Consider the following 23,686-nt stretch of genomic DNA (forward strand, 5'->3'; position numbering starts at 1 on the left):
TACCCCCGAGCGCCGCGAACGTGATAAGATGCTTCGCAAGCTCAGCATGACAGAACCCCCATGGGCCTCTTCGATTTTTTTAAGAAAGACAAGGAAAGCACCACGCAGCAAGCCTCGCTGGATGCGGGCCTGGAAAAGACCAAGACCAATTTCTTCGAGCAGCTGAGCAAGGCCGTGGTGGGCAAAAGCACCGTGGACGAAGCCGTGCTCGACGATTTGGAGGGCCTGCTGGTGCACGCCGACGTGGGCATCGAAACCACGGTGAAGGTCATCGACCGCATCGAAGCCCGCGTAGCCCGCGACAAGTACGTGAACACCTCGGAGCTGGACCGCATCCTGCGCGAGGAAATCGCCGGCCTCCTGGAAGACAACAATTCCGGCTCAACCGCAGTGCTTGACAGTGCCGGCACCACCGGCCAGCCTTACGTCATCATGGTCGTGGGCGTGAACGGGGTGGGCAAAACCACCACCATCGGCAAGCTGGCTCACCGCTTTCATTCGGCGGGCAAGAAGGTGGTGCTGGGGGCGGCCGACACGTTCCGGGCCGCTGCTGTTGACCAGCTCATCATCTGGGGCGAGCGGGTGGGTGTGCCCGTGGTGAGCCACGGCATGAATACCGACCCGGCCTCCGTGGCCTACGACGCCGTGCGCAAGGGCGTGGAGATGGGCGCCGATGTGGTTATCATCGACACGGCCGGCCGCCTGCACAACAAGGTGAACCTGATGAACGAGCTGAGCAAAATCAAGCGCGTGATGCAGAAGGTGATTCCCGACGCGCCCCACGAGGTGCTGCTGGTGCTGGACGGCAGCACGGGCCAGAACGCCTTCCTGCAAGCCAAGGAGTTTACCAAAGCCACCGAAGTCACGGCCCTGGCCATCACCAAGCTCGACGGCACGGCCCGCGGCGGCGTGGTCATTGGCATCTCCGACCAATTCAGCATTCCGGTGCGCTACATTGGGGTGGGAGAGAAGATGACCGACTTGCAGCTATTCGACCGGCACACGTTTGTCAATTCGCTGTTTAAGAAATAGGCTTCCGAACCAAGCGAAGTCCCTGCGGCCCGCGCTGCCAAGCAATACTTGGTGGGGCGGGCCGTTTACCTTCGCACTATGAAGGACATTCAAACGCTCGCCGTCGTTGGGGCCGGCACCATGGGCCAGGGCATCGCGCAGCTCGGCATTCAGCACGGCCTGCCCACCGTGTTATTCGACCTCAGTCCCACGGCCCTGGAGAAAGCCCAGACGGCCATTGCCGCCGGCCTGGGCAAGCTGGTGGAGAAAAACAAGCTCACCGCCGAAGCCCGCGACGCGGCCCTGGCGCGCCTCACCATGGCCACCGACATGGGGCTGGCGCAGGCCGACCTCGTGATTGAAGCCGTGGTGGAGCGACTCGACGTGAAGCACCAGCTGTTTCGGGAGCTGGCGGTTCTCAACGGGCCCGATACCATTCTGGCGTCCAACACGTCGTCGCTGCCCATCACCCAGCTCGCCGCCCCGGTGCCCAACCCGGAGCGGGTAGTGGGCCTGCACTTCTTCAACCCGGCCCCGCTGATGCCGCTGGTGGAAGTAATCAGCGGGGTGGCCACGGCCCCTGAGGTGGCCGATGCCGTGGAAGCGCTGGCCCAACGCCTGGGCAAAACCACCGTGCGGGCTGCCGATGCGCCCGGCTTCATCGTGAACCGCGTGGCGCGGCACTACTACGTGGAGAGCCTGAAGGTGGTGGAAGAGAACGTGGCTCAGTTTGAAGTGGTGGACGACTTGCTCGAAGCCAGTGGATTCAAAATGGGCCCATTTCGGTTGATGGACCTGATTGGCGTGGATACCAATTTCTCGGTGACCAGCGCCATGTACGCCTCCTTTCACCAGGACGCCAAGTTCCGGCCCAGCCGCATTCAGCAGCAGAAGGTGGACGCTGGCCACCACGGCCGCAAAGCCGGCCGCGGATTTTACGATTACTCGAAATGAAGATTTCTCAGCTAAGCTTCGGGTTGAGCCGGTTCTTGATGTTCGTTGGGCTGGCCTCGTTGGGCACCCTGGCCGCCTGTGGCAATAATAACGATGCCCAGCCGCTGATTCCTTACGCGCCGGTGAACCTGAGCATCAACATCACCAACCAACAGTACGCCAACCTGCGCATGGACAACGGCGCGGTGACGCTGCCCGTCAAAGGACCCGCCGGCGACGGGGGCGTGAAGGGCGTGATTGTGGTGCGGCAAAACGCCAGTACCTTCCTCGCTTTCGAGCGCAATTGCCCGTATCGGCCCTACGATGCGTGCGCGCTGGTGAGCCTGGACCGGAATTCTCGTCTGTTTATGCGCGATTCTTGCTGCAATTCGCAATTTGATTTGCGGGGACAAATCACGGGTGGCCCAGCGCCACGGCCTCTAAAACAGTACAGTACGAGCTTGCAAGGCACCCTGCTCAACATTACGAACTGAAGCGGCTGGCAAATTTTTAGAAAAAAGCGGTTACAGCTTGTGCTTTTTTAGAGAAGGTCGTAAGTTTGCAGTCCGAAACAACAACAACCGGGTTTCGGGCAAGAAATTGCTTCCTTAGCTCAGCCGGTTAGAGCATCTGACTGTTAATCAGAGGGTCCCTGGTTCGAGCCCAGGAGGGAGCGCTACAGCAAAAGAAGCCCGCCGATAACTGGCGGGCTTCTTTGTTTTTAGGCTTGGCATAAATTGAAAACGGCCCCGTTTCTAACCAGAAGCGGGGCCGTTCTCTTTGCAGAAAAAGGTAGCATTATGCTCCGCCACCGGCGCGGCGCTTCTCGTCTTCGGCGCCACCGCTGCGGCGGCGCGAGGGGGCCAGCTTGTCGTTGCCGAAGCGGTAGGAGAAGGACAGTGTGCCCACGCGCGAATCGCCGCGCTGATAGAAGCGCTCGATGTAGTTGGTGTAGGTAGAGGTGGCGTGGAGGGGGCTCGTGTAGAAAATGTCCGTCACATTGAGCTTGAGGGTGGCTTTGCGCTCCCAGAGGCTCTTCTGGATGCCGGCCGTGACCTGACCGTAGGGGTCGGTGTTGAAGAACGAGGAAAGCTCGCGCGACTGGTAGCTGCCGTTGAGCTCGGCGCTCCAGCCTTTGCCGAAGGTGAAGGTGCTGTTGCTGCTGAGCGAGAAGGCGGGGCGGGCGTTTTTGGACCCGAGAGTGGTGCCGGCCAGGGTGCCCACGTAGCGGCTGTAGTAGGCCACCACGTTGTTGTAGATGCTCCACCATTTTACGGGCTCCACGGGCGCAGTGAGGGTGAGGGCGTAGTAGTGCAGCGAACTGAGGTTTTGGGAAGTGGAAACCACAATGCGGCTGGTGGCATTCTCGGGCTGCACGGTGCCCACAATGGGGTTGGTGGTGCGGCTGTAGCTCAGGCCCGCGCTGTATTTCTGGCGGTAGGTGTGGGTGAGCTCCACGTTGTAGCTGGTTTGGGGGAGGAGGTTGGGGTTGCCGGCGCCGTAGGTGGTGGCGTCGATATAGGAGCGGAAGGGGTTGAGTGGCCGTAGCCGGGCCGGTCGATGCGCCGGCTCAACGACAGGTCCACTTCGTGCTTGTCGGTGAGGGTGTGCTTGATGGCTGCGCTCGGAAACAACTGGTAGTAATTGCGGCTGAAGCCGGAGGCCACGCCCGCCTGCTCCACGTCCTGCTTGCCGTCGGCCTGGGTTTGCTCGGCGCGCAGGCCGGCTTGCAGCGTCCACTTGGGCAGAGTGTGGTTGAAGTTGACGTAGGCGGCGTTGATGTTCTCGTCGTAGCGGAAGCGGTTGGAGCGGTTCTGGTCGCGCACCAGGATGTTGAGGTCGCGCTGCTGGGTGGTGGGGTCGACGAAGGGGATGGTGAACACCACGTCGTTGTCGGAATGCACCCAGCTCGCCTTGCCGCCCAGCTCCAGCTTGGTTTGCTTGCTGAGCGGGTGGGTGTAGTCGGCCTTGATGGACTGAATGGTCAGGCTGCCCTGCTGGTCGCCGTCGAGCCGGTCGAACCGCTCGGCGCGCACCCGGTCGAAGTAGGTGGTCAGGGACTGCAGGCGACTGTTCTCATAGTGCGCATAGTCGGCGTCGGCGGTCAGCTCGCGCTTGCCCAGGCTGTCGGCGAAGGTGTGCTTAAGGTTGAGGTTGCCGGCGTAGTTGGGCGCGTTGACCGACTGGTTGTTGGTGGAATTGTAGCTCCGGAGGAGTTGCCGCTGCGGGTCGCGCGGGTCGGTGAAGTTGGTGCCCCTCTGCTCATTGTTTCTGGCCAGGCCGTTCGCTACCGCGCCCAGCACGGTGCGTTCGCTGAGGTTGTAGTCGATGCCCGCCTTCCAGCTATGCATCTGGCCGTGGCCTTTGCCAAAGTTTTCCTGGTCGGTGCTGCCGATGAAGGCTTTGCCGGTTTCAGTTGGGCTGAAAAAGTCCCGGTGAATGGTGAGCGCCCCGAAGTTTTCGCGGTTGCCGTAGGTGTACGAGCCGAAGGTGTTGGTCTTGAGGGTGCGGTGGTTCATGGTCGCGCCGGTGGTGAATTTCCCGTAGCGGCCCTGGCCGTAGCTGGCGTTGGCGGTGCCGTTCGTGCCCACGCGCTGGTCCTTTTTGAGGTTGATGGCGATGATGCCCGCGCCGCCCTGGGCGTCGTACTTGGCCGGCGGGTTGGTAATCAGCTCAATGCTCTTGAGCTGGTCGGCGGGCAGGGCGCGCAGGTAGTCGGCCAGCTCCGTACCGGTCATGGGCTGGCGTTTGCCGTCGATGAGCACCAGCACGCCCTGGCGGCCGCGCAGGCCAATGTTGTCGTTGCCATCCACGGTTACGCCCGGCGAACGGGCTAGTACGTCCAGCGAGGTGTTGCCGGCGGCCAGGGTAGAGCCTTCCACGTTCACCACCGTGCGGTCGGCCTGGCGTTCGAATAGCGGTTTCTGGCCCACTACAGTCACTTCTTTCAGGGCCGTAGCCTGGCTTACCTGCAGCGTGAGCGGCGGCAGGGCCAGGCTTTCGGCACCCACCGCAATCGCCTTGCTCCACGCGCGCACAAAGCCCACCTGGGCTGCCGACACCAGGTAATTACCGGCGGCCGTCTGCTCGAAGCGAAAGGCGCCTTTGCCATCGCTAAACTCCGATTTGACAACGGTGGAGTCGGTGGCGCGGTGCAGCGTGACGGTTGCAAATTCCACCGCACCGCCTGTTGCGCTCTGCACACTGCCGGTTACTCCCGTTGGCCCCTGGGCCCTGGCCAGCCCAACTTGAGCCAGCACCAACGTCAGTACCATCCCCGCCCGGCGCCAGCCCAACTGCTGGCGATTTAGGTGATTGGACTTGGCATCTGGTAAAGCAAGGGCCGCGTTTTGTGGAATGAGTGACGGCCGACCGGCCAAAGCCGGTGCCGGGCCCGGTAAAGCTGCTGAGTGTAAAAGGGTGTCCATTTTTGTGCAGGGAAAAAGGTGGTTAGGATATCTGGAGCCAAGTGATATGCCATTTTTGCTACCTGCTGAAAAACAGCGATTTGTTTCTGGCTATGGTCGGATTTCACTGGCTGATTGTGTTCGGAAGCGGACAGGTGTTCGGAATCGAACTGGCGATTTCAGCAAATGCAGACCTGGATTAGCCGGCACTAAAAGGGCATCGGGGTACCGGCTGGCGGCCGTTTGCGAAAAGAGCCGGCAAAAAGTCGCGCGGCACGGGCCGATGGTTGCGGCCCACAATTGCTTATCCCTGGAAAAGTCCGGTCCTCGCGGCGTCGAAGTTTTCTACCGTTCGGTTTATCCGTTATTGTGGCCTGCCGACGTATCTTCAGGGCATTCGTCCCATTCGCCGCGCATTATGCAGCAAGATTTGCCCGCCCTCGAGTATCTGGAGTGCCAGTATCGGCCCGATTTGCTGACGCTGGTGGGCCGGTGGCTGCGGCAGCCCACCGATGCCGAATTGCATGAGGGCTACCACCGCCTGCTGGCCGTAGCCGAAGCATGCGGGGCCCGCCTGTGGCTGGTGGACGCGCGCCGCCGCAGCACCGCCAACCAGCAGGGCACGCAATGGATGACCGAACAATTCCTGCCGCTGCTGCCCCAGCGCCTGGGGAGCGCCGTGCACATTGCCTACCTGTTCATGCCCAGGCACCTACAGGAAATAGAGCGCGATGCCGCTGTGCCGCCGCTCTCTTACTTCAACGACCTGCCCTACCGCATCGAGCGCTTCACCGACGAGCACGCGGCCATGGAGTGGCTGGAAGCCATGCGCCGCGCGGCCGCCAGCAATAAACCCTAATGTTGCCCTGGGCAGAATGTGCCCCGCTTAGCGCATGTTGGTGCTGCGGTTATGCAGGCGCACCACCTGGCCGGCCCGCTTGCCTTTGCGCTTGATGCGCGCGGTGGGGGCCTTGGCCAGCACCAGGCGCGGCAGCGTGCAGTCGGCCAGTGGCACCTCCAGCGAGGTATAGCCGGCGGCGTCAATGGTGAGCACCTGCCCTTCGTACACCGGGTCGGTGAACCGGAATTTGCCTTCCGAGTCGGTGACGTACACCTGATGCGTGCCTTTGATGAGCACCGTGGCCCCCATCAGGGGCTGGCCGTTGGGCTCATACACTTTGCTGATGAGGGGCGCGCACGCCAGCCGCATCGGGCCGGCCTCGGCGTCGGCATCAGACCGCCTTGCCAGCGCAATGCGTTTCCGCGCGTTGTTGGTTTTGGAAGAAGCGCTGGCCCGTTGCGCAGCCGCAGGGCCGGCACTCCAGAGCAAGGAAAAAGCAGTAGCGAGAAGAAATAGGCGCATAAAGTAAGATGCCGATAGAGGGAGAGCGGGAGCTGCGTGGCTCGTAAAAGTCCGGTATCAATAGGAGCGAATGCCCCTAACACGAACGGAGCAGGGCACAGGTTGCCGCTAAAGGCGCAGACAAGACGAATTGCCACGCTGCCGGGTCGAACTGGCGCGGTTTTTAGTTGAGCTGAATCCCTGGCTTTATCCATGTATTTACCCCGCGGGCAGTAAGTTGCCCCTTCAATCCTGCTGCATGCTACCTATCCCTACTTGGCTCGCTTCCCGGTTTTATTCATTTGGTGCGCATTACCTGCTTGGGCTGGGCCTGCTGCTGGCGCCGGGGCGGAGCCACGCGCAAGGCCTCGTTGCGTTTCCGGGCGCCGAGGGCGCGGGCCGCTTCACCACCGGCGGCCGGGGCTCGGTGGCGGTGCCTACTATGGTGTTTGAAGTCACCAACCTGAAGGACGACGGCCAGCCTGGCAGCCTGCGTCACGCGCTGAGTGCCCCGGCTGCGGCCCGCACTGTGGTGTTTCGGGTGTCGGGCACCATCCACCTCACGGCGCCGCTCGACATTAAAAAGCCCAACACCACCATCGCCGGCCAGACGGCCCCGGGCGACGGCATCTGCCTGGCCGACTTTCCGGTGGCAGTGCGGGCCAACAACGTCATCGTTCGCTTTGTGCGGTTTCGGATGGGCGACAAAAACCAGAACCAGGGCTTTGTGCACGGCGCGGGCGGCGACGATGCCTTCGGCGGGCAGCGCAACAACCGCCTCATCGTGGACCATTGCTCAATGAGCTGGAGCACCGACGAGGCCCTCTCCGTGTACGAAGGCGACAGCACCACCCTGCAATGGAACCTCATTGCTGAGCCCCTGAACTACTCCTACCACTTCGAAAAGGGCGATAAGGACTTTGAGCGCCACGGCTTCGGCGGCATCTGGGGCGGGCAGCACGCCTCGTTTCACCACAACCTGTTTGCGCACTGCAAAAGCCGAACGCCCCGCTTCAACGGCAGCCGCTATACCCACCCGGCGGGTTACGAAAACTGCGATTTCAGCAACAACGTGATTTATAACTGGGGCGAAAACAACGTGTACGCCGGCGAGGGTGGCAACTACAACGTGGTGAACAATTACTACAAGCCCGGCCCCAGCACCGAGCCCAAGGTGCGCACGCAGGTGCTGAACCCATACAAGATTGACAAGCAGCCCAACCCCTTGCCCTACGGCAAATTCTACCTGACCGGCAACTACCTGGTGGGCTCGCCCGCCGTGACGGCCCACAACTGGCGCGGCGCGGTGATGAACGGCGGCACCGCAGCCGATACCGTGCTATCGAAGGTCAACCAGCCTTTCCCGATTGCTCCCTTCACCCTGCAAACCGCTGCCGAGGCTTACGAAGCCGTGCTGCTGGGAGCCGGCGCCATCCGCCCCCGGCGCGACACGCTCGACCAGCGCATCGTGCGGGAGGTGCGCAGCGGCACCGGCACCCTCATCGACGTGCAGGGCCATTACCCGCACGGCACGCCCTACACCAAGACGCAGCGGGCGTGGCCGGTGCTGAAATCCACTCCTGCCCCCACCGACACCGACCACGACGGCATGCCCGATGCCTGGGAGCGGGGCAATGGCCTGAACCCCGCCAGCGCCGCCGACCGCGCCCTGCGCGCCACCGACGGCTACACCAACCTCGAAAGCTACCTCAATAGCTTGGTTAGCCAGGCAGTGAAAAGCACCGCTCCAGCGCCGAAACGCGGCAAATAGGTATTCGTGCCTTAATAAGCGTACTTTATTGAACGTCATGCTGAGCTTGCCGAAGCATCTCGCGTGTGCTAGTAATCCAATCGAATGAGTTACTACCCCGAGCGAGATGCTTCGGCAAGCTCAGCATGACGTTCCATTTTGCGGCCTATCCGGATAGTTTCTTAGGACGGACTACTTTCCTGGCTCAAGCTCCAGGTTCTATTTCGGTCTAAGGGCTGCAGGAAGCTGACTGAAACGGGCACAAAAAAGCCCGGCCGAAGCCGGGCTTTTTCAGCTCAATTTCTCTCGACTGGTTAGTGCTGAATAATCACCTTGGTCGTGAAAATACCTTCGCTGGTCGTTACGCGCACCACGTAGACGCCCGAAGTGAGGCGGCTGGTGTTCAGCTCCACGCCGGTTTGCTGCATTTTAGCGGCCGAAACGGGTACGGCGCGCAATACAGTTTTGCCTACCAGGTCAAGTACTGCTACCTGCATGGGCGCGGCACTGTTGAGCTGCGTGCGTACGGTGAGCAGGTCCTGCGCCGGGTTGGGGTAAGCTTCCAGGGCGTTGCCGGAAGTGGCGGCCTTCTTGTTGGACAGGACGATAACCTTGGCCTGGGGAGGCAGGTCGAAGCCTTCCTGGATGCCCGTTACGCGAGCCGCACCATTCACCCGGTCGCCCTGCACGGCACTGAAGCCCATGCCCCGGCGCGCAAACACGTTCCAGATTAAGTCAGCGTTGGCAGCGCGGTTGGTCAGCGAGTCGGCCCGCAGCAGGGCATCGCGCCCGTCGAGGAAGCCGGGGTTGCACACCTGCAGCTTGCAGCCGTCGAGCACGAGCTTCAGCATGCTGTTGTTGCCGCCGGAGTTGCTGAAGAAATCGGCGTTGTAGCCATACTTGTAGATGAACTGCCAGTTCAGGTCCCACAGCACCGTGGCCCACACCTCGCCCACATCGTGGGTTTCCTGGAATTTGCCAGTCGTAGTGCCGAGTTGGGAGTAGGTGTAGTTGTTTTTGGAGAAATCGGTGCTGTAAGGCTTGCGGCGGAAGCCGGGGCCCACGGTGTAGGGGTCGTTGTTGTCGTAGGTGGCCACGTAGCGGCTGGCTTTGCCGTCGTCGCCAGGGCGCGTCGTCATCCATAGCGCGAAAAAGTCGCTCCAGCCTTCGCCCATGGTTTGGTTGCCAGCAGCCGAGTTGAGGCAGCTTGAGTTAGCCGGCCCGCCCGTGAGGCGGTTGGAAATGCCGTGGCCAAACTCGTGCGACACCACGCCGTTGTCAAACGAGCCGTCGAAGTCGGGGCCGAGCCGGGCCGAAGCGTTCAAGGTGCCGCCGGCCAAAATAGCCGCCCGCAGCTTGAAGCCGTCGGCGCCGCTGATGAAGATGGCCGGGATGCGAATGCCCACGGTATCCGTGCCACCAAAATTGGTCAAGGTATTCGTAGCCAGGGAGTCAAACACGATAACGCCGGTCGCGCCGTTGGCCTGGGCCCGCTGCACCTTGGTGGCAAAGGCATTGGTAGAGCGGGGGTTGAGGTTGGTGAGTGGGGGCAGCCGCCGCGCTGAATAAAGGCAATGTTGCCCGCTACGTCGGCGGCGTTCACGAAGGGCGTGGCGCAGGCGTGGTCGCCGCCATCGGCCGACACCCCATCGTTGACGAGCACCAGCTTGCCCGCCAATGGCTTCTTGTTCAGGCTGGGGCCGAAGGCCACCGTGGTAAACTTGTAGCTGCCGGCCGCACTGGCAGCGCCCGTCACAACCAGGGAATTAGCAGCCGTGTTGTCGAACAGGAACATCTGCATACGGCCGGAGCTGCCATCTGCGGGAGTCGAGAAGTTGGCATTGTTGCGCCCGCTGCCGTCCTGCGACTCGGCGCGTACGTAGTCGCCGCCCTGGCCGGCCCCCGTGATGTTCTTGTACTGAAAGTTGCCCGATGCTTCGTCGAACCCCTTGCTCATCATCACATCGTGGAGCATGTTGTTCCAGTAGAACAGGTTGGTGATGCCTGCCGACAGGTTGCTGGGGTCGCGGGCGCCCTTGGTCTGGTCAAAAGGAAAGTCGAAGTCCAGGTTGGCCCCGCCATCGGGTGAATTGGTGCTCGACGTGACGCTGCCACTGCGGGAAGTCGTGCTCGAATTGTCGTCGTAGGCGGCCACGTTGTTGCCGCGCGTGAGCTGTTTCCCGCTCGAAATCAGGGAGTACGAATCGGCAAAGAAGCCGGCCGGGGCTTTTCCTCGCCCACCTGCCAGCCGTAGGGCGAGTACAGCGGATTGGCCGAGCTAAACGGCACTACAACGCGCGGAGTAAGGTCGGGGCTCTCGAACGGCACCGGAATCACGGTCAGGCTATTGGGAGCGCCCAAAGTGCCTTTGGCACCCAGCACCGTGCGCTTCGAATCGGCCGCGGCGGCGGCCGCTGTTGCCAGCGGCTGTCGGCGCGCCTTGTTCTCCACCACGTGCTGGCGGAAAGTGGCGTGCTCGCTCACCACGTAGTCGTTGCGGTCTACCAAACGGCCGGTTTGGGCATCAACGCGGGCATTCCAGGTGTGCTGTTGGTCGAGCCTGGGCAATGGTCACGTTCCAGACCAGCACCAGCTTGTCGTCGACGCGGACATACATGAGGCGCACCGGAATGTTCTCTTCCGAAATGCCACCCCGGTTGAAGACGATGCCATCGGCAGACCGGCCTTCCACCACGCGCTGCAGCGCGACGGGGTGGGGCAGGGCCAGGCTTTTGGCCGCGGCTCCCACGGCTTGCTCGGGCGTGAAGGCCGGTGTGGCCGACGGCGCAATCGCGGCGGCACCCGGCACGAAGTCCTGCGAGAAGAACACCACCTTGCCGCTCTTGTCGGTGTGCACGGCGCCGTTGGCGTTGAACACCGCCAGGCCGTTCACCCGCTGCTGCAGGTACGTGTGGGTAAGGCCCGTGCTGGCGTCGTAATAGGAGCCTGGTTACGTACGGGTCGGCTACATCGGCAGCGCTGAGGCGGTTTTGGCCCTTGGCCTTAATGGAAAAGGAAGCCAGGGCCTGAGCTACCGGCGTTTGCTGGGCAACTGCCAAGCCCGGCACCGCCAGGGCAATGGCCAGGGCCAGCGCCCGGTAGCCCAAGGGAGTAGAACGTAATGTCATATATCAACAGGAGTGAAAAATCAAAAAAGCTTGAAACACAATCGCTTCTTGGGGGCTGTGTGTGAAGACGGAAAGGCCAGAAAAAATTCCGGCGATGCCGCAGCGGCATTATTAGCCCAGGGAAAAAGTTTGGCGCCGATGCCCAAGAGCCCCGCTGAGGCCTTTTCTTGAGTTGAGCCAAACGGCAGGCGAAGGCCGAATCAAGACTCCCAAATGCATTCGGCACCAAACTTTTACCTTAAATATAAGCCTTACTTCAGAATGCTGATTCGGCTAATCATGTTTTCGCTGCCGTTGCGCACCTGCAGGTGGTAGATGCCGGGAGCCAGGCTGCTCAGGTCTACCTTGTTGGTGTAGTTGTCGCGGGCCGAGCCCGTGTACACCCGCTGGCCGAGGGCATTGGTTACCAGCACGTCGAGGCGGCCTTTGGCGTTGGCGCCGTGGATTTCGAGGTCGAAGAGGCCCGTGGTCGAAGGATTGGGGAACACGCTCACGGCGCGCAGCAAGGCCTCCGAAGTGGCGCTGACGGCGACAGCCGAGATGGTCAGGTCGTCGATGTACAGGTTGCCCTGGTTGGCCGCGCTCCTGATGTGGAAGCCCACGTACTGGGTGGTGGCGCTGGCGGGCAGCAAGGCCACCACGGGTGCCGAGGTGCCATTGGCCAGCGCGTACGACGTGTTGGTGATGGCCGCGTTGGTGTAGAGCACGTTGGTCTGGGCGGCTACGGTAGCGGCCGTGCCCGACGTTACGTCCAGGCGCTCGGTGTACGAAGAGGGGCTGTTTGCAATGCCCTCGCCCCGGTAGCGGAAAGCCACCTGGTAGCGCGTAGCAGCATTCAGGTTGAGCGCTGGGGTGAAGAACCAGTCGTCGGCCGCCACGTTGTTCAGGGTAAGGCCGGCGTAGCGGATGCTGTTGGCGCCCGAGTTGGGGTTAATCTTGGAGATGGCCCAGGTGGCGCCGTCGCCGTTGGCATCTAACACCGTTACCCCGCACGGCCGCGCCTGCCCCGTTGGTACGATATCAAAGCTTTCGGTGTAGGGGAAGCTGGCAATCGTGGTGGTGGCGCCGCAGGCCGGAACCGGAGCCACGCCTACCTCAATGGCCAGGCGGCGCGTGAGGGTGGTAGCCGCCAAATCGCTCCAGGGAGCCGAGCCGTCGGCGGAAAAGTAAAAGTGGTGCTCCGCAGCGGGGCCTCAATTTGCGTGGCCAGGCCCATGCCGGTAGTGCCCAGCTCCTTCACGCCCACGAAGAACGTGCCGGAGAACTGCAGCCCGGGCAGGGCCACGGTCACATCGCCGCCGGTGGAGGGGCGGTCCTGCGGCTGCGAGGCGTAGAGCAGGTTGCCGGGGGTGCCGTTGGCGCCGGTGGCATCGTACACCACTACCTGAAACGAGGTGGTGAGGTTGGTGGTCGTGCCAAACGTAATCAGGGCATCGGCCAGCACCACCGGGTTGGTCACGGTGTATTTGGTGCTGAATACGCCCCCGGCTGCCGAGCTGCTGTAGCTCAGGGAGCCGGCATTGGCCGGCTTGCCGGCGTCGATGTAGCTCAGGCGGTCGGGCGTGACGGCGCGACACCGTCATCGAGTTGTTCGTGTTGTTGTCGTCGCCCACCACGCTTACCGTCACGGTGTTGGTGCCCAGCGCCATGGTGGCGGGCAGGGCCGTGAAGGTGACCGTGCCTTTGGCGCCCACCGGCAGTGCCACGTTTTTGGTTTCGCTGATGGTGTTGGCACCCGTAATGGAGAGCGTGACCGCCACACTGGCTTGGGCGGCCGTGCCCACGTTGGCCAGGTACACCCGCACCGTCTGGGGCAGGGCGCTGGGCGTGGCAATCTTGCCCAGCGTATAAATGGCCTGCACCGCGATGTCGTTCGCAATGGGCGAGATGGGCTCAAAGCGGAACGTGCGCCCGGCATCGGGGGCCGCGTTGGAACGGACGTTCAGGGTGTTCAGCGTATTGTTGGCCGCTACGTTGCTGAAGTCGGCAAAGACGGCAGTGCTCCAGGCCGCATTGGACTGCTTGGTGACCTGCAGAATGCGTCCATCGGCAAATGAAGTGCCCTTGAGGCCCACCTGCGTAAAACGCAGCGCCGAGGTAGGCCCGGGCGTGGCCGCGTCATACACCAGGCTCAACTACGTTGGTGCCTTCAAAGAGGCGCACCTGGAAGCTCATGTTGGTGTACTGCGTGGGGTTGGTGCCGGGCTTGTCCTGCACGTTCTTCCACTGAATGGTGCAGACCCGCGCGCCGGCCGTGCCGGTAGTAGCCACGCGGTACTCGGTGCTGCCGGCTGCGCCCGCCTGCAGGTCAATGTTAAAAGGCGCAATGATGTTGGCATCGGCGCTCTGGAAAGGGTCAGTGACGCCGGAGTTGGCAGTCTCGTCGAGAAACATGGCCGCCGCCGTGGGAGCGGTGCTGCCCAGCTTAATAAAGCCGTTGGTATTGAGCACGAACTGCGTGAAATTTTGGCCGTTGTAGCTGAAGGTAAAGCCAATGGCCTGGGCGGAGGAGTTGGCGTCGTCCGTGTTGGCGGTGGCGATGGCCGTGCCTGTGGCCGCCAAATCGGTGTAGGTGCTGGTAACGTTGGTGGTTCCCGAAAGGGGTAATTGAGGACCTGGGCTTGCGCGGCGCCGGCAGCACCGCTCACCAGCAATGCCGCCAGGCCGAACGTTTGCAGGTAACGGCCCAGGGTTTTACGCGTGTAATTATTTACCATGAAGAAATGAAAGAGGAAAAAAGAAAGCGAGGGATAAGTCAAGCCTAATCGATAGCAATTGGGCTGAATTTTATTTTTAATATTTGGAGCTACAATATCTTGAATTTATCGCAAACCATTGCGCCCTTTAATCTCTATTTAATGTCAAATCCGAGCTACTTGAAGTATTCGTTGCAAATGACTTCCTGGCTCACAGCAAAACAGCGCGCGCCTTTGCGAGCAACCTGTCTGAAAATTGAAACCATCCGCTAAAAAACTGTTTTTAACCATCTTTATCAAAATAATGACCAGCTGGAAAAGTCTGAGCTACGTTTGGCAAGCTGAACCTTAGTGGAACTTGCTCAACCAGCGTTTTCTCATAATTCAACAATATTCGTAGCAGCTGTAATTCGCATGATTAACATACAATATTCATATATTGACTTCGACTTCGATTTGAGCAAAATTTAATAAAAAATGCCGCCAACATCAATCCGATTGATTGACATTGGCGGCAAGAAAATGACGTGAAACGCGCAGCTCAGGTGCGCAAGGCAAGCTCAGTTTAGTGGGCTATCCCTGGAAGCAGTTGATGCAGCAGGAAGGCTGTGAGACAGTCGCCCAGACCTTCAAGCTCCATCGGCAGCTACCTACTTCTTGTAGACCTCATTCAGTACCCCGGCCAGCCGGATGCCGGCTTTGAGAATCTGCTGCTGCACGGCGGGGCCGAAGCTGGGGTAGAAACGGTAATCGAACTTGGGGCTGGTAGCGGCCGCGGCGTAAACCGGGGTGCACAGCTGGTACGACTCAAACAGCCAGGTGGCCACGTCGTCCTTCTGCCATTGCTTGACTTGAGCCGACGTGGCATGGTCGTAGGCCGCGGCCATCTCCGAGTAGGTGAAGCCCGGGTATTCTACCAGGTCGCCGTCCCAGATGCTGTGCAGGTTGGAGTCGCGCCCGCGCCAGTTCACCTGAATGCTGTTGCCGCCGCGGTCTTCGCCGCGTCCCACGTGCAGCGGCTGGTGCACATCGCCCACCAGGTGCACCACAAACTTGAGCGCAAATAGCTTTTCGGCGGCCGTTTTGGCGGGGTCCCTTAGGTCTTTGCGCACCTGCTGCAGGGCGGTGTAGGCATTGGTGGGCGCCGCAGCATGGCGTGGCGTTGAGGGCCGCGAAGGCCGGGAAATCCAGGCCCGGCACCACGTTGAGGTAATGCCAGGGACCGGTGCTGCTGTACTGCGGGTCGGAGCGGATTTCGTCGGGCCAGGTGCTCACCAGGGGCAGGGTTTCGGCGCCCAGCAGGCGGGCTATTTCGCGCTTGGCCTTGGAGGTGAGGTGGTTTTCGGCAATCCGGGCCACGGCGCGGTGGCCCATGGTGCCCCACGCCAGCAGGCTAAACGGCGCGCAGGTAAGCGCAAGCAGGGCAATACATTTTCTGAACATAGAGGAATGGTGGAAGGGGAGAGGTGAGCGAACAAAGCTGCCGGTAAATTGAGCTGGCTGCCCAATGGCAGGACCACAAAGCTAGGGCTGCCAGGCGCTGGTTGGCACCCGGGGCACCAAAGTGAGTGGCGGGGAAACGGCCATTGCAAAATCTTGCGGCATAAGCAGGGCAATACTGTAGATTTGGCCGCTCATTTGCCTTCGTAAATCGAACGCACTCCCCGAGCCCCATATGCAGCTGCAAACCATTGTCGATTCCCCCGGTGTATTTATCAGCTACGACGCGGAAAACGATTGGCTCTACGTGGATTGGAAAGGCGAGCACGACCAGCAGTCCTCGCAGGCCACCTGCGGGCTCATGCTCACGACCCTGCAGGCGTGGCCGTGCCACAAAATTCTGAACGATAATTCGAGCATTACCCAAACCACCATGCAGCTCAACCAGTGGACCGCGCGGTGGCTGGAGCAAATGCGGACGGCCGGCCTGCAGTACATCGCCTGGGTGCTGCCCCGGCACCTGATGGCCCGCCAGGCCGTCGAAACCATTGTGCACGCCATCTCCACCCCGCGGGTGGGCACCTTCGACGACGTGGCTTCGGCCTACATCTGGCTGCAGCAGCAACCGGTGTCCGTGAACACTTAGCCGGGCCTGGGGATTATCGTAGCGGGCTTTGCCTGTTCACTGATAGCTACCCGTTGCTTATGTACGTCAACCCCATCATCGACGAAAATTTCCCGGACCCCACCATCATTCGGGCCGCCGATGGCTGGTACTACGCCTACGGCACCCAAACCAAACGGGCCGGCGTCATCATCAACCTGCAGGTAGCCCGCTCCCGGGACTTGGTGACTTGGGAATACCTGGGCGAGGCTTTGCCCCAAAAGCCGGGGTGGGCCACGGCCAGCCAGAAAATCTGGGCCCCGCACGTGAGCGAGCACGGCGGGCGCTACTTTCTCTACTACTCGGCCCGACCCGATGGGGCCGACTACCTCAGCCTGGCCGTGGCGGTGGCCGATGCGCCCGCGGGCCCGTTTGCCGACAGTGGCCGGCCGCTGCTCCCCGGCCCGGGCTTTACTTGCATCGACCCCATGGCGTTCGACGACCCGGCCACGGGCCGGTCGCTGCTATATTGGGGCTCGGGCTTTGGGCCCATCTGGGTGCGCGAGCCTGGCCGACGACCGGCTCAATTTTCGGGCGGGCAGTACGGCGCAGGCCATTATCTACCCTAGTGGGACCGACGACCCCGATGATTACCACCGCCTCATCGAAGCGTCCTGGGTGCACTTGCGCGACGGCTGGTACTACTTATTTTTCTCAGGGGATAACTGCTGCGGGCCCCACGCTCATTACGCCGTGCTGGTGGCCCGCGCCCGGCACGCTACCGGCCCCTACGAAACCTACGCCGCCGCCACGGCCAACCCGCACGCCGCGCTGCTCGTGGCTAATGACCACTGGCGCGCCCCCGGCAACAACTCCGTGGTGACCGACGCCGCCGGGCAGGACTGGCTGGCGTACCACGCCATCGACGTGCGCCAGCCCACCTTCGATGCCATCGACGATTCGGAGGGCTACTCACGCCGCGTGCTGTTGCTCGACAAGCTGGAATATGCCGACGGCTGGCCCGTGGTAAAGCACCATTCGCCCTCGTGGCAGCCCCAGCCCGGCCCCGTAGCGCAGTAGCGCCCGGCGCGAGTTGAGCAGCTTACCAGGCTGTGTCATAGATTATAATAACTTTGGATATAATATATAGTGAGCGAAAATCAGTTTGCTTAAGCCGTTGGCTGGCTGTTTTTCGTAACTTCGGCACCACGCGTATTTCTTCCCTTTCTATGCTGTTTGCAGTACCGTTTGTTCGCTTTGTTGGCTGTCGCCTGGGGGCGATGTTCGTTTTGGGTTTGGCTTGCGCCGGCTCCGCTTTGGCGCAGGCCTCTTTGCCCGAAATGCAGTGCCTGATGCTTCCGCTTGAGCCGGCCCGGCGCGCCCAGCAATCGGCCCTGGTGGTCGAAGCGCAGGTGCTGGATGCCCGCAGCTTTTGGGACGCAAATCATGCGCGGCTCTTCACCCGGCACCGGTTGCGGGTGTTTTCCCTGCTCAAGGGCCAAGTAGCTGACACCACGGAGCTGGCCCTTATCACCGAAGGCGGCCGGCTGGGCCTCGACCAGCAGGTGCTCACCAACACGCTGCACCTGGCTCCCGGCCAACAAGGCGTATTCTTCCTGGCGCGTGCGCCTTGGGCAGGACTGCCGGGCAGCGTTGGCCGGGCCTGGACGCCCTACGGTAGCGAGCAGGGCTTTATCGAGTACAACCTGGCCGAGCGCACGGCCTCGGAGCCTTTCCGGACTTATCCGGCGCTCGATGGGGCTTTTTATAAAGAGTTGAGCCGCTTCACCGGGCAGGCGCGCCGGGTACTGCAAGCCAACGCGGCCCTGGCGGCCCCCGCCGCGCCCGCCTTGCAGCGGGGCACGCTGGCGCCCAGCATCAGCAGTTTCTCGCCCCAAACGCTGCCCGCCGGAGCCGGAGCAATCCTGACGCTCAACGGCAACGATTTTGGGGCCAGCCGGGGCAGTGGCTTTGTGGAGTTTCGCAACGGCGACGACGGCGGCGCCACCCGCGTGAAGGTGCCCGACCGGGACTACGTGTCCTGGACCAATACCCGTATTCAGGTGCGGGTGCCGTCGGCTACAGGCGGGGAGGCCCAGCGGGCTCCGGCAACGTGCGCGTAACCACCAGCGACCAGCAGAGCAGTGAAACCCTGACCGCCGTTACGGTAAACTATGCGCTTACAAACGTGGAAAGCACCGATGGCGTGTACCTGCAGCGGCCCAATCACACGGCACAAAACGCGTCGGGCGGCATCACCTTCCGCTACGCCCCCAACTTTACCGCCAAACCAACTGCTATGGCCGCCTTCGAGCGGGCCATGACGTCGTGGCGCTGCCAGACGGGCATCAACTGGGAAATAGGAACCCCGGTCACGGCCAATACCATTGCCGAGGACAACCAGAACGTGATTGCCTTCGACAACGGCGCCGAACTGCCCGACCGCGTGCTCGGCCGCACCATTTCCTATTACCGCGGCTGCCTGCCTACGGGGGCGAGGTGGTGTTCTACGTAAAGGAAGTGGACATGCAGTACGACGACGCGGCCATTTTCCAGTTCGGGCCCGCCAATGCCGTGGGGTCGCGCAATGAGATTGACTTTGAAACGGTGGTCGTGCACGAGCTAGGCCACGCGCACCAGCTTGGCCACCTCATTCTGCCCGGCGCGGTGATGCACTACGCCATTGGGCGCGGCCAGAACACCCGCTCGCTCAATCCAGCCAGCGACATCATCGGCGGGCGCCAAGTGCTGCGGGTGCGCAGCTTCAAGAAATTAGCCTGCGGCCCCGCGCCCATGCTGCCAGCGCCGCTCACCAGCTTCAGCGCGCAGTTTACCAACGGCCTCGGCGTGACGGTGAGTTGGGCCACGAAGGAAGAATGTTTCCTCAATAATTTCATTATCGAGCGCAGCACGAGCAGCGATACCACTACCTGGACGCGGGTGGGCACGGTGGCGCCGAAGCCTCCCGGGTCCACGTATGATTTTTCGACGCGCAGGTTCCCGGCGGCTTGTTCTACTACCGCCTGCGCCTGTCGCGGCCCGATGGCTCCTTCGACAGCGTGGCCCCCGTGCTCCTCACCACTCAGGAAACCAGCGCCAGCGTCACTGTTTTCCCCAATCCGGCAACTGGTCCTGACCTGGGCTTGCTGTATCCGGCCGCAGTGGAAGGGGCCGTCGTGTTCCGCTTTTTGACGGCGTGGGCCGCCGGGTGCGTACCCAAAGCATCCCTACAGCAGCAGGTCTCAACAAACTGGCCTTAAACATCGCCAGCCTGGCCCCGGGCTTCTACGTGCTTAGCTGGCAGGACACCCAGGGCAAAATAGGCACCCGCAAGTTTATCCGGCAGTAAGAGCGTATCCGAATAGGAAATAAAACAGGCCGTCATGCTTCGACTTCGCTCAGCATGACGGCCTGTTGGGGTAGGCAGTAAACCGGCGCTATAAGCTGCGTCCGGCGGGCTCGGCCGCCACGGCTGCGGCGGGAGCCACGGCGTAGCTGGCCAGGCTGGGCCGCGTCGAGGTTGCCGTTGAGCCATTCGTTCTCGATGGTAGCCCCCAGTTTTTTGTAGAAGGCGATGGCGGGCTCGTTCCAGTCCAGCACCTGCCACTTCATGCGCACCGCGCCGGTGGCGCGGGCCTCGGCCACCACGGCATCGAACAGCAGCCGTCCCAGGCCGCCGCGCCGCGCCGGCTCAGTCACCACCAAGTCTTCCAGGTACAGCATGCGGCCTTTCCAGGTAGAATAAGCGGTATAGAACAGGGCGATGCCAACGATTTCGGCCGCGGTATTCTCCAGCACGAAAAAGCCGAAGATGGGCGCCGGGCCAAAGCCGTCGCGCTGCATGGCGACCAGCGTGTTGGTCACGGCCTCCGGGGCGCGCTCGTACACGGCCAGCTCCTGAATAAGCGCCAGTACCTGGGGTAAATCGGTTTCGACGCCGCGGCGCAACACGATGTTGTTTTCCATAAAAAATGCACCGGCCAAGCCGCGCTAAAAGAAATTGAGCCGCCACCGCCTCAGCAGCAACGGCCCAACTAAATTAAACCTGAATACGGGCGGTAACCCGCGAATTACATCTGCGGCTGCATCTTCTTGATGTCCTCGGTGGCATTCACCGAGTTCAATTCCCGGTATTGCTCGGGCTGCTTGGCGCCGGCCGTGGTGTCGGGGGCTGCGGGCAGGGGCGGCAGCGTGGCGGTGGGGACGTCGTCGTTGGTTTCACCCGTCGAAGGGCCGCAGGAGGGCAGCGTGAGGGAAAGCAAAGCAGCGGCCAGCAGGCCGGGGAGAAGCGTTTTTTCATGTGTGGGAAAACGAATAGGGGCGCAAGTTACGCACGGAGACCGGGTTGCGGCGCGAAGAATCGGGCCCTTTCCTACGGCGAATTTTGGACTGCCGTTGGGCTGGCCGGAAAATTAACGGAAGAGGCAGCTTCTGCTATCCGCCGCGACGGCCATTGCTAACAGGCCCGATTCGCCAATGTTACTGATGGCACGCCCCAGGCTGGCGCAGGAGGCCGCTACGCTTCGCCGCCCGCTTACCTTTGCCTGCACCTGGCCGCTTATTTGGCTTTTTCCGCGTGGTTTCTCTTTCCGTCGTCGTCATCACCTTCAACGAAGCGGCCAACATTGCCCGCTGCCTCCAGGCGCTGGGCGACGTGGCCGACGACGTGGTGGTAGTAGATTCTTTTTCCACCGACACCACCGTGGAAATCTGTCGGCAGCACGGCGCCCGGGTCATTCAGCACGCTTTTGCCGGCTACGTCGAGCAGAAAAACTACGCCACGGCCCAAGCTCAATTCGACCACGTGCTGCAGGCTCGATGCCGACGAAGTGCTGACCGACGAACTGCGCCAGTCCATCCGGGCGGCCAAGCAAAACTGGCAGCACGCGGCCTACAGCCTAGCCCGCCTCACCAATTACTGCGGCCACTGGGTGCGCCACGGCGGCTGGTACCCCGACCGCAAGCTGCGCCTCTACGACCGCCGCCTGGGCCGCTGGACCGGCCTGCTCCTGCACGAGCGCTACGAAGTGCATCCCGGCCACACCACCGGCCAGGCTCGCCGGCGACGCCCTGCACTACAGCTACCATTCCATTGCGCAGCACGTCAGCCAGCTCAATAAGTTCACCAGCATCACGGCCCAGGAGCGAGCCCTGCGCGGCACCACTAATGTCACCCTGTTTCACCTGCTGCTCAAGCCGCTATGGAAATTCGTGCACGGCTACTTTTTCCGGCTCGGCTTCCTCGATGGCTTTGCCGGCCTCTGCATTGCCGGCATCTCGGCCTGGGGCGTCTTCCTGAAGTTCGCGAAGTTGAAAACCCGCACCGAACGCGCCGAAGCATGAGCCAGACCTTCCTCGTGTCCCGCACCGACGCCATCGGCGACGTGGTGCTCACCCTGCCGGTTGCGGGCCACTCAAGCGCCTGTTTCCCGGCTGCCGGGTGGTGCTCATTGGCCGCACCTACACCGCGCCCGTGGCGGCGGCCTGCCCCTGGGTCGATGCTTTTTGAATATAGACGAGCTGGCAAAAGAGCCGGAAGCCGCCCAAGTAGCTGCTCTGCAAGCCTACCAGGCCGCCGCCATCATTCACGTATTTCCCAACCAGCGCCTGGCCCGGCTGGCTCAAAAGCCAACATTCCCGTGCGCATTGGCACGCGCAACCGCTGGCGGCACTGGCTCACTTGCAACCGGCTGGTGGCCCTCAGCCGCCGCCATTCGCCCCTACACGAAGCCCAGGCTCAACTTACAGCTGCTCCAGCCCCTGGGCCTCCCGCAGGTGCCGGACCTTCTTGACGTAGCCAAGTTGGTACGCCTGCGGCCCGTCGAAGCCTTGTCGGAACCATTCCAGCAGCTATTGCAAGCGCGCCAGCTCAATCAGGCTCAACATCATCCTGCACCCGCGCAGCCGCGGCAGCGCCCGCGAGTGGGGCCTCGACAACTTCGGCCAGGCTCGCCCGGCTATTGCACCAGGCCGGGCACCGCGTGTTTGTGACCGGCACCGCCGCTGAAGGGGAGGAGCTGGCCGACTGGCTGCAGGAGCACGCCCCCTTTCTGTCCGCCGACCTCACCGGCCAGGCTCGACCTGCCGCAGTTCCTGGCCTTTATTGCAGCGGCCGATGGGCTCGTCGCCGGCAGCACTGGCCCGCTGCACCTGGCGGCGGCGCTGGGCCGCCACGCGCTGGGGCTATACCCGCCCATCCGGCCCATGCACCCCGGCCGCTGGGCCCCGCTGGGCCCGCGTGCCGGCTTCATGGTCTTCGACAAGCCCAGCTGCGAAGACTGCCGAACCGAGCCGGCGGCCTGCCGCTGCATTCGCGCTATCGAGCCCGTGGCGGTAGCGGCGCACGTGCTGGCGTGGCAGCCATTATCTTTAGGAACGGAGTAAGTGCTGCCAAGCAACAAACAATAGCTATTCTGTCGCGTTTGGGTCTTTCCCGATGAGCGGGGCGCAACCTACCCGGCGCCGTAATCCGTACATCGGGCAGCGCCTGGCATGCGAAGCGCCGCGACACCGGGCCGTTGGGCCCGTGAAGTGGCACTTCTGCAAGGGGTTCGGCCGTGGTGGTCTGGCAGCGGGTTTACCTGCGCCCGGCACCCCGGCCGCGCCGCCAATGGCGCCTGATATGTCCTTATTCCCCATTATTTCGTAGGTTTCGGTCTACAATTCCCCCGCCCACCTGTATGAGCGATTCTCCCGAACGGGTTAAACTAAGCAAAGAGGAAAAGGACCGGCGCTTTCAGGCCGAGCCTGATGCCCGTGCTTGACCCGCTCTACAACTTTGCCTACCGCCTCACCCTCGACGAGGATGACGCCAACGACCTGGTGCAGGAAACCTACCTCAAGGCGTACCGCTTTTTCGAATATTTCGAGCCCGGCACCAACGCCAAGGCGTGGCTTTTCCGCATTCTCAAGAATTCGTTCATAAACGACTTCCGGAAAAAGAGCAAGCAGCCCGCCAAAGTCGACTACAGCGAGATTGAGGGCTATTACAATCCCGACGACGTAGAGGCCGAGGGCGAAATCGGCGCGTCCTCGTCCGACATGCGCCAGCAGTCGGCCCGCGACTTAATTGGCGACGAAGTGGCCAGTGCGCTAAATTCTTTGCCGGTCGATTTTCGCACCGTAATCATCCTGTGTGACCTAGAGGGATTCACATATGAGGAAATGGCCAAAGTGCTTGATATTCCAATCGGTACGGTACGCTCGCGCCTGCACCGGGCCCGCAATTTCCTCAAGGATAAGCTGGAGAAATATGCGCAGTCAATGGGATATGGTAATGATGCGATGGACGACGACGCGGAACTAACCGAGCCTGAAAATAATTAACCTCCCCAGCAAGAGCATGCTACCGTGGGGCAGCTCTGCAGGTCATTGT

General features: G+C 62.0%; 26 protein-coding genes, 1 tRNA gene and 5 pseudogenes. 19 read left to right on the forward strand and 13 right to left on the reverse strand.

From position 1 onward, the window contains the following. The first annotated feature begins 60 nt into the window (after positions 1–60). From ftsY to ACFQT0_RS08000, 4 genes are all read left to right on the forward strand, one after another. On the forward strand, positions 61–1,032 hold the full coding sequence (gene ftsY / locus ACFQT0_RS07985; RefSeq protein ID WP_380201824.1) for a signal recognition particle-docking protein FtsY: 972 nt from the start codon (positions 61–63) through the stop codon (positions 1,030–1,032). Positions 1,033–1,110: 78 nt separating this feature from the next. Next, complete coding sequence (locus tag ACFQT0_RS07990; RefSeq protein WP_380201826.1) at positions 1,111–1,965, forward strand: 3-hydroxyacyl-CoA dehydrogenase NAD-binding domain-containing protein; 855 nt, start codon at positions 1,111–1,113, stop codon at positions 1,963–1,965. Continuing rightward, positions 1,962–2,438, forward strand: coding sequence for a hypothetical protein (locus ACFQT0_RS07995; RefSeq protein WP_380201828.1), 477 nt, complete (start codon positions 1,962–1,964; stop codon positions 2,436–2,438). Before ACFQT0_RS07990 ends, ACFQT0_RS07995 begins: the two co-directional genes overlap by 4 nt. A 108-nt stretch (positions 2,439–2,546) precedes the next feature. Continuing rightward, positions 2,547–2,620, forward strand: a tRNA-Asn gene (locus tag ACFQT0_RS08000). 122 nt (positions 2,621–2,742) lie between these two features. Here the strand turns inward: ACFQT0_RS08000 and ACFQT0_RS08005 are convergent. Then, a pseudogene (locus tag ACFQT0_RS08005) lies at positions 2,743–5,372 on the reverse strand (outer membrane beta-barrel protein). Between the two features lie 397 nt (positions 5,373–5,769). On the opposite strand from ACFQT0_RS08005, the gene ACFQT0_RS08010 reads away from it, so the two are divergent. Then, positions 5,770–6,210, forward strand: coding sequence for a hypothetical protein (locus ACFQT0_RS08010; protein ID WP_380201830.1), 441 nt, complete (start codon positions 5,770–5,772; stop codon positions 6,208–6,210). Positions 6,211–6,237: 27 nt separating this feature from the next. Here the strand turns inward: ACFQT0_RS08010 and ACFQT0_RS08015 are convergent, their stop codons facing one another. After that, the gene (locus tag ACFQT0_RS08015) at positions 6,238–6,714 is read right to left on the reverse strand and encodes a carboxypeptidase-like regulatory domain-containing protein (protein ID WP_380201832.1); all 477 of its coding nucleotides are present in this window, start codon (positions 6,712–6,714) and stop codon (positions 6,238–6,240) included. Positions 6,715–6,952: 238 nt separating this feature from the next. On the opposite strand from ACFQT0_RS08015, the gene ACFQT0_RS08020 reads away from it, so the two are divergent. Continuing rightward, positions 6,953–8,464, forward strand: coding sequence for a pectate lyase family protein (locus ACFQT0_RS08020; RefSeq protein ID WP_380201834.1), 1,512 nt, complete (start codon positions 6,953–6,955; stop codon positions 8,462–8,464). A 293-nt stretch (positions 8,465–8,757) separates the two neighbouring features. Here ACFQT0_RS08020 and ACFQT0_RS08025 read toward each other — a convergent pair whose 3' ends face one another. The 9 genes and pseudogenes from ACFQT0_RS08025 to ACFQT0_RS08065 all read right to left on the reverse strand — a co-directional run. Beyond that, a complete protein-coding gene (locus ACFQT0_RS08025) occupies positions 8,758–9,942 on the reverse strand; it encodes a M36 family metallopeptidase (RefSeq protein ID WP_380201836.1) in 1,185 nt (394 codons plus the stop codon). Next, positions 9,873–10,691, reverse strand: coding sequence for a M36 family metallopeptidase (locus ACFQT0_RS08030; protein WP_380205947.1), 819 nt, complete (start codon positions 10,689–10,691; stop codon positions 9,873–9,875). The genes ACFQT0_RS08025 and ACFQT0_RS08030 overlap by 70 nt, the downstream gene beginning before the upstream one ends. Beyond that, a complete protein-coding gene (locus tag ACFQT0_RS08035; RefSeq protein WP_380201838.1) occupies positions 10,634–11,011 on the reverse strand; it encodes a hypothetical protein in 378 nt (125 codons plus the stop codon). Before ACFQT0_RS08035 ends, ACFQT0_RS08030 begins: the two co-directional genes overlap by 58 nt. After that, positions 10,968–11,375 (reverse strand): annotated as a pseudogene (locus ACFQT0_RS08040) (hypothetical protein); the annotation flags it as partial. The gene ACFQT0_RS08035 and the pseudogene ACFQT0_RS08040, both read right to left, overlap by 44 nt. 447 nt (positions 11,376–11,822) lie before the next feature. After that, positions 11,823–12,704, reverse strand: a complete 882-nt coding sequence (locus tag ACFQT0_RS08045) for a choice-of-anchor J domain-containing protein (protein WP_380201840.1) — start codon at positions 12,702–12,704, stop codon at positions 11,823–11,825. A 60-nt stretch (positions 12,705–12,764) separates the two neighbouring features. Next, positions 12,765–13,697, reverse strand: a complete 933-nt coding sequence (locus ACFQT0_RS08050; RefSeq protein WP_380201842.1) for a hypothetical protein — start codon at positions 13,695–13,697, stop codon at positions 12,765–12,767. Further along, complete coding sequence (locus ACFQT0_RS08055; RefSeq protein WP_380201844.1) at positions 13,690–14,133, reverse strand: hypothetical protein; 444 nt, start codon at positions 14,131–14,133, stop codon at positions 13,690–13,692. The genes ACFQT0_RS08050 and ACFQT0_RS08055 overlap by 8 nt, the downstream gene beginning before the upstream one ends. Positions 14,134–14,917: 784 nt before the next feature. Further along, a complete protein-coding gene (locus tag ACFQT0_RS08060; protein ID WP_449272051.1) occupies positions 14,918–15,379 on the reverse strand; it encodes a S1/P1 nuclease in 462 nt (153 codons plus the stop codon). 100 nt (positions 15,380–15,479) lie between these two features. Continuing rightward, positions 15,480–15,710: pseudogene (locus ACFQT0_RS08065) on the reverse strand (S1/P1 nuclease); the annotation flags it as partial. Between the two features lie 232 nt (positions 15,711–15,942). Between ACFQT0_RS08065 and ACFQT0_RS08070 the strand changes: the two are divergent. The 7 genes from ACFQT0_RS08070 (at position 15,943) to ACFQT0_RS08100 (ending at position 19,660) form a co-directional block, all read left to right on the forward strand. Next, positions 15,943–16,353, forward strand: coding sequence for a hypothetical protein (locus ACFQT0_RS08070; RefSeq protein ID WP_380201846.1), 411 nt, complete (start codon positions 15,943–15,945; stop codon positions 16,351–16,353). 59 nt (positions 16,354–16,412) lie between these two features. Beyond that, positions 16,413–16,940 (forward strand): family 43 glycosylhydrolase, encoded by a 528-nt coding sequence (locus tag ACFQT0_RS08075; RefSeq protein WP_380201848.1) that lies wholly within the window; start codon positions 16,413–16,415, stop codon positions 16,938–16,940. Next, positions 16,855–17,391, forward strand: coding sequence for a family 43 glycosylhydrolase (locus ACFQT0_RS08080; RefSeq protein WP_380201850.1), 537 nt, complete (start codon positions 16,855–16,857; stop codon positions 17,389–17,391). The genes ACFQT0_RS08075 and ACFQT0_RS08080 overlap by 86 nt, the downstream gene beginning before the upstream one ends. Positions 17,392–17,663: 272 nt before the next feature. Continuing rightward, complete coding sequence (locus ACFQT0_RS08085; protein WP_380201852.1) at positions 17,664–18,434, forward strand: IPT/TIG domain-containing protein; 771 nt, start codon at positions 17,664–17,666, stop codon at positions 18,432–18,434. After that, the gene (locus tag ACFQT0_RS08090) at positions 18,425–18,826 is read left to right on the forward strand and encodes a hypothetical protein (protein ID WP_380201854.1); all 402 of its coding nucleotides are present in this window, start codon (positions 18,425–18,427) and stop codon (positions 18,824–18,826) included. Before ACFQT0_RS08085 ends, ACFQT0_RS08090 begins: the two co-directional genes overlap by 10 nt. Continuing rightward, positions 18,811–19,503, forward strand: a complete 693-nt coding sequence (locus ACFQT0_RS08095) for a matrixin family metalloprotease (protein WP_380201856.1) — start codon at positions 18,811–18,813, stop codon at positions 19,501–19,503. The genes ACFQT0_RS08090 and ACFQT0_RS08095 overlap by 16 nt, the downstream gene beginning before the upstream one ends. Positions 19,504–19,507: 4 nt before the next feature. Continuing rightward, positions 19,508–19,660: a hypothetical protein gene (locus tag ACFQT0_RS08100; protein ID WP_380201858.1), complete on the forward strand. Its 153-nt coding sequence runs from the start codon at positions 19,508–19,510 to the stop codon at positions 19,658–19,660. A gap of 32 nt (positions 19,661–19,692) precedes the next feature. Here the strand turns inward: ACFQT0_RS08100 and ACFQT0_RS08105 are convergent, their stop codons facing one another. Beyond that, on the reverse strand, positions 19,693–20,277 hold the full coding sequence (locus ACFQT0_RS08105) for a GNAT family N-acetyltransferase (protein WP_380201860.1): 585 nt from the start codon (positions 20,275–20,277) through the stop codon (positions 19,693–19,695). Between the two features lie 104 nt (positions 20,278–20,381). After that, a complete protein-coding gene (locus ACFQT0_RS08110) occupies positions 20,382–20,573 on the reverse strand; it encodes a hypothetical protein (protein WP_380201862.1) in 192 nt (63 codons plus the stop codon). A gap of 314 nt (positions 20,574–20,887) precedes the next feature. Here ACFQT0_RS08110 and ACFQT0_RS08115 point away from each other — a divergent pair. The 6 genes and pseudogenes from ACFQT0_RS08115 to ACFQT0_RS08140 form a co-directional block, all read left to right on the forward strand. After that, positions 20,888–21,055: pseudogene (locus ACFQT0_RS08115) on the forward strand (glycosyltransferase); the annotation flags it as partial. Between the two features lie 85 nt (positions 21,056–21,140). Next, positions 21,141–21,431 (forward strand): hypothetical protein, encoded by a 291-nt coding sequence (locus tag ACFQT0_RS08120; protein ID WP_380206158.1) that lies wholly within the window; start codon positions 21,141–21,143, stop codon positions 21,429–21,431. A 91-nt stretch (positions 21,432–21,522) separates the two neighbouring features. Next, positions 21,523–21,654, forward strand: coding sequence for a hypothetical protein (locus ACFQT0_RS08125; RefSeq protein ID WP_380206159.1), 132 nt, complete (start codon positions 21,523–21,525; stop codon positions 21,652–21,654). Positions 21,655–21,816: 162 nt separating this feature from the next. Continuing rightward, positions 21,817–22,302 carry a hypothetical protein gene (locus tag ACFQT0_RS08130; RefSeq protein ID WP_380201864.1) on the forward strand — a complete coding sequence of 162 codons (486 nt, stop codon included), beginning with the start codon at positions 21,817–21,819 and terminating at the stop codon, positions 22,300–22,302. A 111-nt stretch (positions 22,303–22,413) separates the two neighbouring features. Next, the gene (locus ACFQT0_RS08135; RefSeq protein ID WP_380205949.1) at positions 22,414–22,695 is read left to right on the forward strand and encodes a glycosyltransferase family 9 protein; all 282 of its coding nucleotides are present in this window, start codon (positions 22,414–22,416) and stop codon (positions 22,693–22,695) included. A 351-nt stretch (positions 22,696–23,046) separates the two neighbouring features. Further along, positions 23,047–23,637: pseudogene (locus ACFQT0_RS08140) on the forward strand (sigma-70 family RNA polymerase sigma factor); the annotation flags it as partial. Positions 23,638–23,686 lie beyond the last annotated feature (49 nt).

It is taken from the genome of Hymenobacter humi, assembly GCF_042665855.1.
Classification (GTDB): Bacteria; Bacteroidota; Bacteroidia; order Cytophagales; family Hymenobacteraceae; genus Hymenobacter; species Hymenobacter humi.